The organism is Streptomyces sp. NPDC016851 (assembly GCF_055562795.1).
Genome location: NZ_JBVHEP010000033.1, coordinates 1 through 13,419, shown reverse-complemented (window position 1 = coordinate 13,419; position 13,419 = coordinate 1). Strand labels below are relative to the sequence as shown.

The following is a 13,419-nucleotide window of genomic DNA, read 5'->3' as shown; positions in this document are numbered from 1 at the left end:
TGGCAGTAGCGTTCCGTCCATGAGACTCGGTGTCCTCGACGTGGGATCGAACACGGTGCATCTGCTCGTGGTGGACGCGCACCCCGGCGCGCGCCCGTTGCCCGCGCACTCGCACAAGGCGGAACTGCGCCTCGCCCAGCTCCTCGACGACGACGGCGCGATCGGCCCGGAGGGCGTCGACCGGCTGGTCTCGGTCGTCCACGAGGCACTCCAGGCCGCCGAGGACAAGGGCGTCGAGGACCTCCTGACGTTCGCCACCTCCGCCGTGCGCGAGGCCCGCAACGCCGACGACGTCCTCGCGCGCGTGCGCACCGAGACCGGCGTCGAGCTGCAGGTCCTCACCGGCGAGGAGGAGGCCCGCCTCACGTTCCTCGCCGCCCGCCGCTGGTTCGGCTGGTCGGCCGGGAAACTGCTGGTCCTGGACATCGGCGGCGGCTCCCTGGAGATCGCCTACGGCATCGACGAGGAGCCCGACACGGCCGCGTCCCTGCCGCTGGGCGCCGGCCGCCTCACCGCCGGGTGGCTGCCCGGCGACCCGCCCGCCCCGGACGACGTGCGGGCCCTGCGCCGGCACGTGCGGACCGAGGTCGCCCGCACGGTCGGCGAGTTCAGCCGCTTCGGCCCGCCCGACCGCGTCGTCGCCACCTCCAAGACCTTCAAGCAGCTCGCCCGCATCGCCGGAGCCGCCCGCTCCGCCGAGGGCCTCTACGTCCAGCGGGAACTCAAGCGGAAGTCCCTGGAGGAATGGGTGCCGAGGCTGGCCGGCATGACGGAGGCGGAACGGGCCGAACTCCCGGGCGTCTCGGAAGGCAGGGCGGGCCAGCTGCTGGCCGGTGCACTGGTGGCCGAGGCCGCGATGGACCTCTTCGGCGTGGAGCGCCTGGAAATCTGCCCGTGGGCACTGCGGGAGGGCGTGATCCTGCGCCGCCTGGACCACATGGAGTCGGTGTGAGCCCGCGGGGAGGGCGGGGCCGTCTATGGCAAACACCACAACGGCGAATAGGCACCCCGCTCCACCCCGACCACACCCCGTAATCTGTCCTGCATGGCAGAGCCAGCCGTAAGGATCCCGGACGCGAAGGTCGCCCTGTCGACGGCCTCGGTCTACCCGGAGTCGACGGCCACGGCCTTCGAGATCGCCGCGCGCCTCGGCTACGACGGGGTCGAGGTCATGGTCTGGACCGACCCCGTGAGCCAGGACATCGAAGCCCTGCGCAGACTCAGCGACTACCACCAGATCCCGGTCCTGGCCGTCCACGCCCCCTGTCTGCTCATCACGCAGCGCGTCTGGTCCACGGACCCCTGGACCAAGCTCCAGCGGGCCCGCGCCGCGGCCGAGAAACTCGACGCGAGCACGGTCGTCGTCCACCCCCCGTTCCGCTGGCAGCGCCAGTACGCCAGGGACTTCGTCGCGGGCATCTGGCGCATGGCGAACGAGACGGACGTACGGTTCGCCGTCGAGAACATGTACCCCTGGCGCTACCGCGACCGCGAGATGCTCGCCTACGCCCCCGACTGGGACGTGACGAAGGACGACTACCGCCACTTCACGATCGACCTCAGCCACACCGCGACGGCCCGCAGCGACGCGCTGGACATGGTCGACCGCATGGGCGACCGCCTCGGCCACGTCCACCTCGCCGACGGCAGGGGCTCGGCCAAGGACGAGCACCTCGTGCCCGGCCGCGGCACCCAGCCCTGCGCCGAGGTCCTGGAGCGCCTCGCCCTGACCGGCTTCGACGGCCATGTCGTGATCGAGGTCAACACCCGCCGCGCCATGTCGAGCGCCGAGCGGGAGGCCGACCTGGCCGAGGCACTGGCCTTCACACGCCTGCACCTGGCCTCGGCGGCGAAGGTGCCGAGGCGATGACCGACCTGCCCCCGTCCGACCCCCCGAACGCCACGGGCACGGGGACCGGCTCCGGCACGGGGACCGGCAACGGGACTGGGACTGGGACTGGCACCGGCAAAGGGACCGGCTCCGGCACGGGAACCGGCACCGGGACTGGGACTGGCACCAACCCCGACCCCGGCACGGGGACTGGCACCAACCCCGACCCCGGCACAGGCACTGGCAGCAACCCCGACCCCAGCACAGGAACCGGCCCAAACCCCACCCCCACCCCCACCCCCACCCCCGGCCCAGACACGGGCCCCACCACCCGCCGCCGAGGCCGCCCCCCGCGCACGGAATCGGCCGACACCAGGGACCGCATCCTGACCGCCGCCCGCGAGGAGTTCTCCGAGCGCGGCTACGAGAAGACGTCCGTCCGAGGCATCGCCAAGGCGGCCGGGGTCGACTCGGCGCTCGTGCACCACTACTTCGGGACGAAGGAGCAGGTCTTCGAGGCGGCGATCACCCTCTCCTTCGGACCCGCCCTCGACGCACCGAAGACCATCGAGGAGGGCCCTCTCGACGGCGTCGGGGAGCGCCTGGCCCGTTTCTTCTTCGGCGTCTGGGAGAACCCGGCGACCCGCGCGCCCCTGCTCGCCATCGTCCGCTCCGCCGTCACCAACGACACGGCGGCCGCCGTCTTCCGCCGTATCGTCGCCACCCAGGTGCTGCGCCGCATCGCGGGACGGCTGGACCTGCCGGACGCCGAGCTTCGGGCCGAGCTCGCCGCCGCCCAGCTGGTGGGCACCGCGATGCTGCGGTACGTCATCAAGATCGAGCCGCTGGCCTCGGCGGACCCCGAGCAGATCATCGCGCGCCTGGCACCGGTCGTACAGGGCCACCTCACCGGGTCCTGAACCGCCGTCGGCCGAGACAGGCATCCCGTATCCCGGACACTCCGTCCCGCCCTCTGGATGACCGGCGTACGCTCGATAGCAGTCAGAAATCTCCGAATCCTCTGACGCAGTCTCTGAAGGAGCGAGCGACGATGCCCGAGCTGAGGTCCCGCACAGTCACCCACGGCCGCAACATGGCGGGCGCCCGCGCCCTTATGCGCGCCTCCGGTGTACCGGGTGCGGACATCGGCCGCAAGCCGATCATCGCGGTCGCCAACAGCTTCACCGAGTTCGTCCCCGGCCACACCCACCTCCAGCCGGTGGGCCGGATCGTCAGCGAGGCGATCGTCGAGGCCGGCGGCATCCCGCGCGAGTTCAACACGATCGCCGTCGACGACGGCATCGCCATGGGCCACGGCGGCATGCTCTACAGCCTGCCCTCCCGCGACCTGATCGCGGACAGCGTGGAGTACATGGTCGAGGCCCACTGCGCCGACGCCCTGATCTGCATCTCCAACTGCGACAAGATCACCCCGGGCATGCTCAACGCGGCCCTGCGCCTGAACATCCCGACGGTCTTCGTCTCCGGCGGCCCGATGGAGTCCGGCCGGGCCACGCTCGTCGACGGCACGGTCCGCACGCTCGACCTGGTCGACGCGATGTCCGAGGCCGTGAACGAGAAGATCTCGGACGAGGACATCCTCCGCATCGAGGAGAACGCCTGCCCGACCTGCGGCAGCTGCTCCGGCATGTTCACCGCCAACTCGATGAACTGCCTGACGGAGGCCATCGGCCTCTCCCTCCCCGGCAACGGCTCGGTCCTGGCCACCCACACGGCCCGCAAGCAGCTCTACGTCGACGCGGCCGACACGGTCATGGACATCACCCGCCGCTACTACGAGCAGGACGACGAGTCGGTCCTGCCGCGCAACGTCGCCACGTTCGCGGCCTTCGAGAACGCCATGGCCCTCGACATCGCGATGGGCGGCTCGACCAACACGATCCTGCACCTGCTGGCCGCGGCCCAGGAGGCCGACGTCCCCTTCGGTCTGGAGGAGATCGACGCGGTCTCCCGCCGCGTCCCCTGCCTGGCCAAGGTGGCGCCGAACGTCGCCAAGGACCGCACGTACTACATGGAGGACGTGCACCGCGCCGGCGGCATCCCCGCCCTCCTCGGCGAGCTGCACCGCGGCGGCCTGCTCAACGAGGACGTGCACGCGGTCCACAGCCCGTCCCTGTCCGACTGGCTGAAGACCTGGGACGTGCGCGGCGGCTCACCGTCCCCCGAGGCGCTCGAGCTGTGGCACGCGGCCCCCGGCTGCGTCCGCTCCGCCGAGGCCTTCTCCCAGTCCGAGCGCTGGGAGGCCCTCGACGAGGACGCCGAGGGCGGCTGCATCCGCTCCGTCGAGCACGCGTACTCCAAGGACGGCGGCCTCGCGGTCCTCAAGGGCAACCTCGCGGTCGACGGCTGCGTGGTGAAGACGGCCGGCGTCGACGAGTCGATCTGGACCTTCGAGGGCCCGGCGGTCGTCTGCGAGTCGCAGGAGGAGGCCGTCGAGAAGATCCTGCTGAAGCAGATCAAGGAGGGCGACGTCGTCGTCATCCGCTACGAGGGCCCCAAGGGCGGCCCCGGCATGCAGGAGATGCTCTACCCGACCTCGTACCTGAAGGGCCGCGGCCTCGGCAAGACCTGCGCCCTGATCACCGACGGCCGCTTCTCCGGCGGCACGTCCGGCCTCTCCATCGGCCACGCTTCGCCCGAGGCGGCCGCCGGCGGCACCATCGCCCTCGTTGAGGACGGCGACCGCATCCGCATCGACATCCCGAACCGCACCATCGAACTCCTCGTCGACGACGCCGAGCTGGCCCGCCGCGAGCAGGCGCTGAACGGCGTGTACGCCCCGAAGAACCGCGACCGCAAGGTCTCGGCGGCACTGCGGGCCTACGCGGCGATGGCGACCAGCGCCGACAAGGGCGCCGTGCGGGACGTCACGAAGCTGGGCTGAGCACGCCACGCACAAGGGCCGCCCCCGGTCTCCCGGGAGCGGCCCTTCCGCGTACGCGCTACCACCCCGACGGATCACGCCCGCTCACGGCGAAGACGGACCCGTCCGGCGCACCGGCATAGACACGGTCGCCCACAAGCACGGGCTCGGGAAGCGCGGCCGGAACCCGGTCCGACCGTTCGCCCAGCCGCGGAGACGTCTGCCCGACCAGCTTCCCGCGCCGCGCGTCGACGGCGAGCAGCCTCCCGTCCGGCGCGGTGACGTACACGTACCGGTCGTCGGCGACCGGCGCCGACCCCCGGACGATCCCCGTCTCCAGACTCCACCGCTGCTTGCGCGCCTCCAGATCGACCGCGACCAGCGCCCCACCCGTCGCCATGAGATGCACGACGTCCCCGTGCACACTCCCCGCCACCTGCTGCAACGGAATGCGCAACGGCACCCGCACACTCTTCCGGCTCTCCGGGTCGTAACGGACCACGGCCCGCGCCTCCCCGCCCACCGCGTCGACCGCCACGAACACGACCGCCCCGTCCACGGTCCCGAGAGGCTGCAACGCCCCCTCCAGCCGCGCGTCCCACCGCACGTCACCCGTGCCCGGATCCACCGCCGTGACCGTCGTACGGGCTCCATCACCGGACACACTCGCCGCGTACGCCAGCGGATCCCCGGGAAACGAGACGAAATACGGCACGTCCTGCCCAGGGATCCGATGACTCCACTTCACCTCACCCGAGGCACTCTCGACCCCGCTCACCGTCCCGTCGGCCGCCGTGAGCAGCACCATCCCGCCGACCGCCCGCAGCCCCCCGTACGCCGACAGTTCCTGCCGCCGCTCCACGTCACCCGAGTTGGGATCGAGCATCGTCACCCGCCGCCCCTGGCCCAGCCCGGCCGGCACGAGCCCACCCGACACGACCGGAGCCCCGCCCGGCGGCCCGCTCGCGCCGGCCCCGTCCAGAGGATGCCGCCACAGCAGCCGCCCGTCGACAGGATCGAGAGCGAAGACCAGTCCGGTCTGCGCACACAGCAACTTCCCCGCCACGTACGCACACTGAGGCATGCTCTTCCCGGACAACGGCGGCGCCTCCCACGCCGAGAACGCGGCCGCCGTGGTCCGCGGCGCGGCGACCTCGGACGCAGGCCCACCACCCCCGAGCAGGGGAACGGCAGCCAGCGCACCGATGACGGCCAGCCCCAGAACCCCGGCCCCGAGGGCGGCCCGCTTACCGACCCGCACCCTGGACCGCCGCGACGGCTCCTCGCCCCCGCCGTCCTGCTGCTCGGCAACGGCCGGTGCCGCCTCCTCCACCCGCTGCGCCGGTATGAACGCCTGCGTGTCGTACGAGGCCGCCACCGACCGCAGTTCCCGCGTCAACTCGTCGGGGGAGGGCCGGTCCTCGGGCTCCTTGGCGAGACACCGCAGCACGAGCGGCACCAGCTCTTCCGGTACGCCGGCCAGCTCGGGCTCGTCGTGCACGACCTGATAGGCGACGACGTACGGACTGTCGGAGTCGAACGGCCCCCGCCCGGTCGCCGCGTGCACCATCACGGACCCGAGGGCGAACACGTCGGCGGCGGGCCCCACTTCCCGGGGCCGCCGGAACTGCTCCGGCGCCATGAAGGGCGGTGTCCCGATCAGCTTCCCGGTCTCAGTCCGCAACTCGCTGTCTTTCGGCCGGGAAATGCCGAAGTCGATGACCTTCGGCCCGTCCTCGGCGAGCAGGACGTTGCTCGGCTTCAGGTCCCGGTGCACGACCCCGACCCGGTGGATGTCCCGCAGCGCCTCGGCGAGCCCGGCCATCAGCCGACGCAACTGCGCCGGGGCCAGGGGGCCGTTCCGCTTCACCTCCTGGGCCAGCGTCGGGCCCGGAATGAACAGCGTGGCCATCCAGGGCCGTCCGGCCTCGGGGTCGGCATCCACGACGGGCGCGGTGAAAGCCCCGCTGACCCGCCGGGCGGCCCCGACCTCCTGCCGGAAACGCCCCCTGAACTCGGGGTCCTTGGCGAACTCGGCGTGCACGACCTTCACGGCGACCTTCATCCCGGACGTACTCCGGGCCAGGTGGACGACCCCCATGCCGCCCGAGCCCAGACAGGACTCAAGCCGGTAGTGACCGGCGTACTCAGGAAGTTCCGCTTCCGGGCCCGCTCCGACGTTCCGCTGTGGCGCCATGGGACCACCCCCGTGCTGTTCGTCCGCGCGCGCGACGCACGGAGCCTAGTCGATGACTCGTACGGGACAGAGGCGGCTTGCTAGCCTCCGCTGGCGAGTCACGCACAGGTGTTTGATGGCGTGATTCAGGGGAATCAACGGGACCCCATGGAAGCCATGGGGTGCAACGGGGGAGGTTTTCATGTCAGTAGAGCCTGTCGAAGAGGCCGAGCGCGGCAAGCCGCTGGTCACCACACTGGCCGCGGCGGCCACGTACTTCTCGATCGCACCGGGCGTCACTCTCAACGTCCGCAGCGGTCCCGGCACCGGCTACCCGATCGTCAAGGTCCTGCCCGAGGGCTCCCGAGTCCCGATCCACTGCCAGACACCCGGCACCAGGGTCACGGGCCCGTACGGCACGACGAACATCTGGGACAACATCGCAAGCGGCCAGTACGTCTCGGACGCCTACGTCAGGACGGGCAGCGACGGCTACATCCGTCCCCGCTGCGGCTGACCTGCGGTAGCAGAGCCGGGCTGTCCTGCAGCTCGGCGTTGTCGCTGGGGCCGGGTGGGCGCGCAACTCGGCGCGACGAGGTGCCGCTGCGCCCACCCGTGCCGCCCCAGCGGCACGACTGCCCGCAGCTAAGGCGAGACGCACCCGCAGGCGCCGACGCACGGAAGGGGACGTGTCGGGGGGTGTCCGCCCGCAGCGGTTGGCGCGTCAACGCCGGTTAGTCGGTGTCTGACCCCATCGCGCCGTTCCGAGGACGGACACCCCCCGGCGCGGCCCCGACCCACCACCCGGCGTGTAGGCGCTACACGCACCCCCACCGAAGCAGCCACAGGCCGCCGCAGGCACATAATCGACGGGTGAGCGCAGAGAACAGCCCCCTCGCCCCCCGCCCCGAGCCGATCCGCTTCTTCGGCACGACCTGGCTGAACCACGACAACGGCTACACCGCCCGCCGCATCGGCGTCGCCCTCGGCTCACTGGCCACCGCAGCCGTCTCCTGCCTCGTCCTCCGCCTCGCCTACCAGGGCCTCCAGATCGCCGCGATCGACAACTTCGTGACCCTGCTCATGGTCGTGATGTTCGCGATCTGCAGCGCGTTGGCCTTCCGCCACACCTGGGACGGCTTCACCCGCCGCCCCGACCCCGACCGCCAGGCGTCCCTCCGCGGCCTCCTGACCATCGGCTTCGTCGGCACCCTCCTCGCCTACTTCTTCCGCTCCCTCACCGAGGCCCCCGGCGAGAAACTCCACCGCGAGGAGTACGAGACAGCCCGCAAGCACCACGAGAAGCGCACCACCCGCCGCTCGGGCAACCCGTCGAAAAAGCGCCGCCCCGCATAACCTCCCGGCCTTCCCCCCGCCTTCCCCCGGCCTCTCACCGAAATCTCACCCCTCCCCACCCCCACCCCCGGCCACCATGGCCGTATGACCACACCCCCCTCAGCCCACCACCCCACCCGCACCGCCCGCGCCCACTCCTTCAACACGGCCGCAGCCCAATACGCGGCCAACCGCCCCTCCTACCCCCCAGCCCTCTTCGACGCGATAGAAGCCCTGGCCGACCGGCCCCTCCCCGGCTCCCGCGTCGCAGACATCGGCGCGGGCACCGGCATAGCGACCGCTCTCCTGCACGCCCGAGGCGCGCACGTCATCGCCGTGGAACCCGGCGACGGCATGGCGGCCCAGTTCCGCAGCACCCTCCCCGACGTCCCGATCGTCCGCGGCACCGGCGACGACCTCCCCCTCGCCGACGCCTCCGTCGACTTCGTCACCTACGCCCAGGCCTGGCACTGGACCGACCAGTCCCGCTCCGTCCCGGAGGCCCTCCGCGTCCTGCGCCCCGGCGGCGCCCTCGCCCTCTGGTGGAACACCGAAGCCCTGGACGTGCCGTGGATCGCCGAAGCCGCCGCCCGCACGGAACGCCACTTCGGCATCGACACGGCCGCCGAGCGGCGCAACGTCAACGCCCGCGCCGCCGACCCCACCGGCCGCCTCGACTTCACCCGCCGCACGGTCCGCTGGAGCCGCCGCATCCCGGTCGACACCCACCTCGCCAACATCGGCAGCCACTCGGTCTTCCTCGTCCATGGCGAGGACCACACCGCGGCCTTCCTGGCCGAGGAACGCGAGCACCTCCTCAAGGCCTTCCCGGACGGCATCGTCGAAGAGGTCTACGACGTGATCCTCCTCCTCGCGAAGACCCCTGCTTGACGCATCCCACCCCCAGGAGCATTATTCATCACATGATGAATAATGCTCCCGACCCTCCACGCCCGGCCACCACCACACCCGTCACACCCACCGAACCCACAGCCGTCCAAGCCAAGAACCCCACCGAACCCACAGCCGTCCACTCCGAGAACCTCACCGTCACCCGCGGCCCCCGCACGGTCCTCCACAACCTCGCCTTCACCGTCCCCCGCGGCCAGATCACGGGCCTACTGGGCCCCTCCGGCTGCGGCAAGTCCACCCTCATGCGCGCCATCGTCGGCACCCAGGCCAAGGTCACCGGCACCCTCGACGTCCTCGGCCACCCCGCCGGCCACCCCACCCTCCGCACCCGCATCGGCTACGTCACCCAGGCCCCGTCCGTCTACGACGACCTGACAGTCCGCCAGAACCTCGACTACTTCGCGGCGATACTCGACCCCGGCCGGCCCGCCGCCGACCGCCGCCACGACAACGTCACCCGCGCGATAGCCGACGTCGACCTCACCACCCACGCAGACGCCCTGGCCGGCAACCTCTCCGGCGGCCAGCGCAGCCGCGTCTCCCTGGCCGTCGCGCTCCTCGGCACCCCCGAGCTCCTGGTCCTCGACGAACCGACCGTCGGCCTCGACCCGGTCCTGCGCCGCGACCTGTGGACCCTCTTCCACGACATCGCGGCCGGCCGCGGCGCGACCCTCCTGGTCTCCTCCCACGTCATGGACGAAGCCGAGCGCTGCCACCGCCTCCTCCTCATGCGCGAGGGCGAGCTCCTCGCCGACGACACCCCGGAGGCCCTGCGCACCCGCACCGGCGCGGACACGGTCGAGGAAGCCTTCCTGCACCTGGTGGACGAGGCCAAGGCCGCAGCCCGCACCAAGGAGACGACCCGATGACCACCACGATCACCACCACGACCATCACCCCCACCCGGCCGCGGGCCCTGAGCGCACCCCGCACCACAGCCACCGCCACCCGCGTCCTACGCCAGCTGACCCACGACCCCCGCACCATCGCGCTGCTGATCCTCATCCCCTGCGTGATGCTGTTCCTGCTGCGCTACGTCTTCGACGGCAGCCCCCGCACCTTCGACAGCATCGGCGCGTCCCTGCTCGGGATCTTCCCGCTGATCACGATGTTCCTGGTGACCTCCATCGCCACCCTGCGCGAACGCACCTCGGGCACCCTCGAACGCCTCCTCGCCATGCCCCTCGGCAAGGGCGACCTCATCGCCGGCTACGCCCTCGCCTTCGGCACCCTCGCGATCATCCAGTCCGCCCTGGCCACGGGCCTAGCGGTCTGGTTCCTCGGGCTCGACGTCACCGGCAGCCCCTGGCTCCTCCTCCTGGTGGCCCTGCTCGACGCACTCCTCGGCACGGCCCTCGGCCTCTTCGTCTCGGCCTTCGCGGCATCGGAATTCCAGGCCGTGCAGTTCATGCCGGCGGTGATCTTCCCCCAGCTTCTCCTCTGCGGCCTGTTCACACCCCGCGACAACATGCACCCGGCCCTGGAGGCCATCTCCGACGTCCTCCCCATGTCCTACGCGGTGGACGGCATGAACGAGGTCCTCCGCCACACGGACATGACGGCCACGTTCGTACGCGACATCCTGATAGTCGCCGGCTGCGCCCTGCTGGTCCTGGCCCTGGGCGCGGCGACCCTCCGACGCAGAACGGCATGAGCCGGCCACGCCCCCCGGCGCGCGGCATCCCGCCCAACGGACAGCCAAGCCGCCGCCCCCTCCCCGATGCGAGGATGTACCCCGGACGACGCACCCCCGGAGGCACCCCGCGCCATGACCCAGAAAGTCGCAGTCCTCGGCACCGGCAAGATCGGCGAAGCCCTGATCAGCGGAATGATCCGAGCCGGCTGGACCCCGGCCGACCTCCTGGTCACGACCCGCCGCCAGGAACGAGCCGAGGAACTCCACACCCGCTACGGCGTCACCCCGGTCACCAACCCGGAAGCCGCGAAGATCGCCGACACCCTGATCCTCACGGTCAAACCGCAGGACATGGGCACCCTCCTCGACGAGCTCGCCCCCCACGTCCCCGCCGACCGCCTGGTCATCAGCGGCGCCGCCGGCATCCTCACCGCGTACTTCGAGGAACGCCTCGCCCCCGGTACCCCGGTCGTCCGCGTCATGACGAACACCCCCGCCCTGGTCGACGAGGCCATGTCCGTCATCTCCGCCGGCACGCACGCCACCGCCGACCACCTGGCCCACACCGAGGAGATCTTCGGCGCCGTCGGCAAGACGCTCCGTGTCCCCGAGTCCCAGCAGGACGCCTGCACGGCCCTCTCCGGCTCCGGCCCGGCCTACTTCTTCTACCTGGTCGAAGCCATGACCGACGCGGGCATCCTCCTCGGCCTGCCCCGCGACAAGGCCCACGACCTGATCGTCCAGTCCGCGATCGGCGCCGCGACGATGCTCCGCGACAGCGGCGAACACCCCGTCAAGCTCCGCGAGAACGTCACGTCCCCCGCCGGTACGACGATCAACGCCATCCGAGAACTCGAGAACCACGGCGTACGAGCCGCCCTCATCGCCGCCCTCGAAGCCGCCCGCGACCGCAGCCGCGCCCTGGCCTCCGGCAACAACACCTGAGCGCTGCGGGCGTCGGGGACGGTCCGCCCTCCCCGACGCCCGCACCACCTCACACCCTCAACACGTCGGCCCCACCCGCGTCCGCCGCAGCCGCTTCCGGCACGGCAGGCAGCAACCCGATCGCGCGATAAGCGGCATCCACCGTCGGCCGGGCCATCCCCCGAGCCCGCTCCGCCCCCTCCCGCAGCACCCCCTCCACATAACCGGGATCCGCGCACAACTCCTTGTGCCGAGCCTGCACGGGCCTGAGCACCTCGACCACCGCCTCAGCGGTGTCCTTCTTCAACTCCCCGTACGACCCGTACGCACCGCTCAGCTCCTCAGGATCCCCACCCGAGCACGCGGCGAGGATCTCCAGCAGATTGGCGAGCCCCGGCCGGGCCTCCCGGTCGTACACGACCTCCCGCCCACTGTCGGTCACGGCCCGCATGACCTTCTTCCGCACCACGTCCGGCTCGTCCAGCAGATAGACGATCCCCGGCCCGACGTCATCGCTCTTGCCCATCTTCGACGTCGGGTCCTGCAGGTTCATCACCCGCGCCGCCACGCCCGGCCGAGTGGCCCGAGGCACCACGAACGTATGCCCGTACCGCTGGTTGAACCGCACCGCCAGATCCCGCGTCAGCTCCACGTGCTGCACCTGGTCGTCACCCACGGGGACCTCATCCGCCCCGTACGCCAGGATGTCCGCCGCCATCAGCACGGGATACGTCAGCAGCGACAGCCGCACACTCCCGCCCCGCCGCTGCTCCCGCGCGGCCTTCTCCTTGTACTGGATCATCCGCCGCATCTCACCGTCGGTGGCCACGCACTCCAGCACGTACGACAGCCGCGCATGCTCGTCCACATGGCTCTGCACGAACAGCGTGCAGAGCTCCGGATCCAGCCCGGACGCCAGCAACAAGGTCGCCGCCTGCCGGCTCAGCCTGCGCACCCGCGCGGGATCGTGCTCCACGGTCAGCGCGTGCAGATCGACGACGCAGAACAAGGCGTCCGCCTCGTGCTGGTCGACGGCAACCCACCGCCGCATGGCTCCCAAGTAGTTCCCCAGCGTCAGATGCCCCGTCGGCTTGACCCCGCTGAAGACCCGTGTCATCTCTCCTCCACCTCCTGGCCGAGACCGCCGCTCCGGCGGCCGCCCCCCGGTGGTCCTGGAGGGAGAAACAAGAACGGCCGCCGAAGCGGCGGCCGTTGAGTGCATACGTGAGGACGGCCGCCGTCAGGCGGCCCACCACAGCTGGCTACACGTACGCGTCGTCATGCCCCTCAGACTACGCCCCCGGAGCGCCGTCCGCCCTTGAGTTGACACGCCCAGACCCCATCCGTAGTGTTCTCCGAGTTGCCCGACGTGAGCGCCGACCCCGGTCGGTCCCCGGGCAGCCAATCCGCAAGTACCAACCACTACTCGACGAAGTAGTTCTGTCGTCGTTTCATTGGCATGCGTATTTACGGAATGAGGAATCCCCGTTCGAAAGGACGCGGCCCCCGATTGGCTCGGGAGCCTGGGAATCCGCTAAAGTCTCACTCGTCGGAACGGCCCAACAGCCGGGAAGGCAAACCCCGCTGACTGGGAATCAGGCCCGAAAGGATCTGATAGAGTCGGAACCGCCGGAAAGGGAAACGCGGAAGCGGAAACCTGGAAAGCACCGAGGAAATCGGGTCGAGAAAAGATCTGATAGAGTCGGAAACGCAAGACCGAA

11 protein-coding genes and 1 pseudogene are annotated in these 13,419 nt (G+C 71.0%); 10 read left to right on the top strand and 2 right to left on the bottom strand.

Features of this window, described 5'->3' with window-relative positions; genetic code table 11:
* Positions 1-19 precede the first annotated feature (19 nt).
* The 4 genes and pseudogenes from ACZ3I3_RS36635 (at position 20) to ilvD (ending at position 4,736) form a co-directional block, all read left to right on the top strand.
* Positions 20-952, top strand: a complete 933-nt coding sequence (locus ACZ3I3_RS36635; protein ID WP_467372118.1) for a Ppx/GppA family phosphatase — start codon at positions 20-22, stop codon at positions 950-952.
* A gap of 93 nt (positions 953-1,045) precedes the next feature.
* Entirely contained in the window at positions 1,046-1,870 is an 825-nt protein-coding gene (locus tag ACZ3I3_RS36630; protein WP_184986667.1) for a sugar phosphate isomerase/epimerase family protein, read from the top strand.
* A gap of 278 nt (positions 1,871-2,148) precedes the next feature.
* Positions 2,149-2,751: pseudogene (locus ACZ3I3_RS36625) on the top strand (TetR/AcrR family transcriptional regulator); the annotation flags it as partial.
* A 131-nt stretch (positions 2,752-2,882) separates the two neighbouring features.
* Entirely contained in the window at positions 2,883-4,736 is a 1,854-nt protein-coding gene (gene ilvD / locus ACZ3I3_RS36620; protein WP_467372117.1) for a dihydroxy-acid dehydratase, read from the top strand.
* A gap of 58 nt (positions 4,737-4,794) precedes the next feature.
* On the opposite strand, the gene ACZ3I3_RS36615 is transcribed toward ilvD, so the two are convergent.
* On the bottom strand, positions 4,795-6,912 hold the full coding sequence (locus ACZ3I3_RS36615) for a serine/threonine-protein kinase (RefSeq protein ID WP_467372116.1): 2,118 nt from the start codon (positions 6,910-6,912) through the stop codon (positions 4,795-4,797).
* Between the two features lie 181 nt (positions 6,913-7,093).
* On the opposite strand from ACZ3I3_RS36615, the gene ACZ3I3_RS36610 reads away from it, so the two are divergent.
* The 6 genes from ACZ3I3_RS36610 (at position 7,094) to proC (ending at position 11,719) form a co-directional block, all read left to right on the top strand.
* Complete coding sequence (locus tag ACZ3I3_RS36610; protein WP_467372115.1) at positions 7,094-7,408, top strand: SH3 domain-containing protein; 315 nt, start codon at positions 7,094-7,096, stop codon at positions 7,406-7,408.
* Between the two features lie 356 nt (positions 7,409-7,764).
* A complete protein-coding gene (locus ACZ3I3_RS36605) occupies positions 7,765-8,247 on the top strand; it encodes an EamA/RhaT family transporter (protein ID WP_467372114.1) in 483 nt (160 codons plus the stop codon).
* An 84-nt stretch (positions 8,248-8,331) separates the two neighbouring features.
* Complete coding sequence (locus ACZ3I3_RS36600; protein ID WP_467372113.1) at positions 8,332-9,117, top strand: class I SAM-dependent methyltransferase; 786 nt, start codon at positions 8,332-8,334, stop codon at positions 9,115-9,117.
* A 32-nt stretch (positions 9,118-9,149) separates the two neighbouring features.
* The gene (locus ACZ3I3_RS36595; RefSeq protein WP_467372112.1) at positions 9,150-10,007 is read left to right on the top strand and encodes an ABC transporter ATP-binding protein; all 858 of its coding nucleotides are present in this window, start codon (positions 9,150-9,152) and stop codon (positions 10,005-10,007) included.
* On the top strand, positions 10,004-10,792 hold the full coding sequence (locus ACZ3I3_RS36590) for an ABC transporter permease (RefSeq protein ID WP_467372111.1): 789 nt from the start codon (positions 10,004-10,006) through the stop codon (positions 10,790-10,792). The genes ACZ3I3_RS36595 and ACZ3I3_RS36590 overlap by 4 nt, the downstream gene beginning before the upstream one ends.
* A 114-nt stretch (positions 10,793-10,906) precedes the next feature.
* The gene (proC, locus tag ACZ3I3_RS36585; protein WP_356922602.1) at positions 10,907-11,719 is read left to right on the top strand and encodes a pyrroline-5-carboxylate reductase; all 813 of its coding nucleotides are present in this window, start codon (positions 10,907-10,909) and stop codon (positions 11,717-11,719) included.
* Positions 11,720-11,768: 49 nt separating this feature from the next.
* Here the strand turns inward: proC and trpS are convergent, their stop codons facing one another.
* Positions 11,769-12,815, bottom strand: a complete 1,047-nt coding sequence (gene trpS / locus ACZ3I3_RS36580) for a tryptophan--tRNA ligase (protein WP_467372110.1) — start codon at positions 12,813-12,815, stop codon at positions 11,769-11,771.
* Positions 12,816-13,419 lie beyond the last annotated feature (604 nt).

What these genes read in the sequence shown, in the direction of transcription:
- ilvD (WP_467372117.1), top strand. Translation starts at nt 2,883, where the DNA reads ATGCCCGAGCTGAGGTCCCGCACAGTCACCCACGGCCGCAACATGGCG.
- ACZ3I3_RS36615 (WP_467372116.1), bottom strand. Translation starts at nt 6,912, where the DNA reads ATGGCGCCACAGCGGAACGTCGGAGCGGGCCCGGAAGCGGAACTTCCT.
- ACZ3I3_RS36600 (WP_467372113.1), top strand. Translation starts at nt 8,332, where the DNA reads ATGACCACACCCCCCTCAGCCCACCACCCCACCCGCACCGCCCGCGCC.
- trpS (WP_467372110.1), bottom strand. Translation starts at nt 12,815, where the DNA reads ATGACACGGGTCTTCAGCGGGGTCAAGCCGACGGGGCATCTGACGCTG.
- ACZ3I3_RS36635 (WP_467372118.1), top strand. Translation starts at nt 20, where the DNA reads ATGAGACTCGGTGTCCTCGACGTGGGATCGAACACGGTGCATCTGCTC.
- ACZ3I3_RS36590 (WP_467372111.1), top strand. Translation starts at nt 10,004, where the DNA reads ATGACCACCACGATCACCACCACGACCATCACCCCCACCCGGCCGCGG.
- ACZ3I3_RS36595 (WP_467372112.1), top strand. Translation starts at nt 9,150, where the DNA reads ATGATGAATAATGCTCCCGACCCTCCACGCCCGGCCACCACCACACCC.
- proC (WP_356922602.1), top strand. Translation starts at nt 10,907, where the DNA reads ATGACCCAGAAAGTCGCAGTCCTCGGCACCGGCAAGATCGGCGAAGCC.
- ACZ3I3_RS36610 (WP_467372115.1), top strand. Translation starts at nt 7,094, where the DNA reads ATGTCAGTAGAGCCTGTCGAAGAGGCCGAGCGCGGCAAGCCGCTGGTC.
- ACZ3I3_RS36630 (WP_184986667.1), top strand. Translation starts at nt 1,046, where the DNA reads ATGGCAGAGCCAGCCGTAAGGATCCCGGACGCGAAGGTCGCCCTGTCG.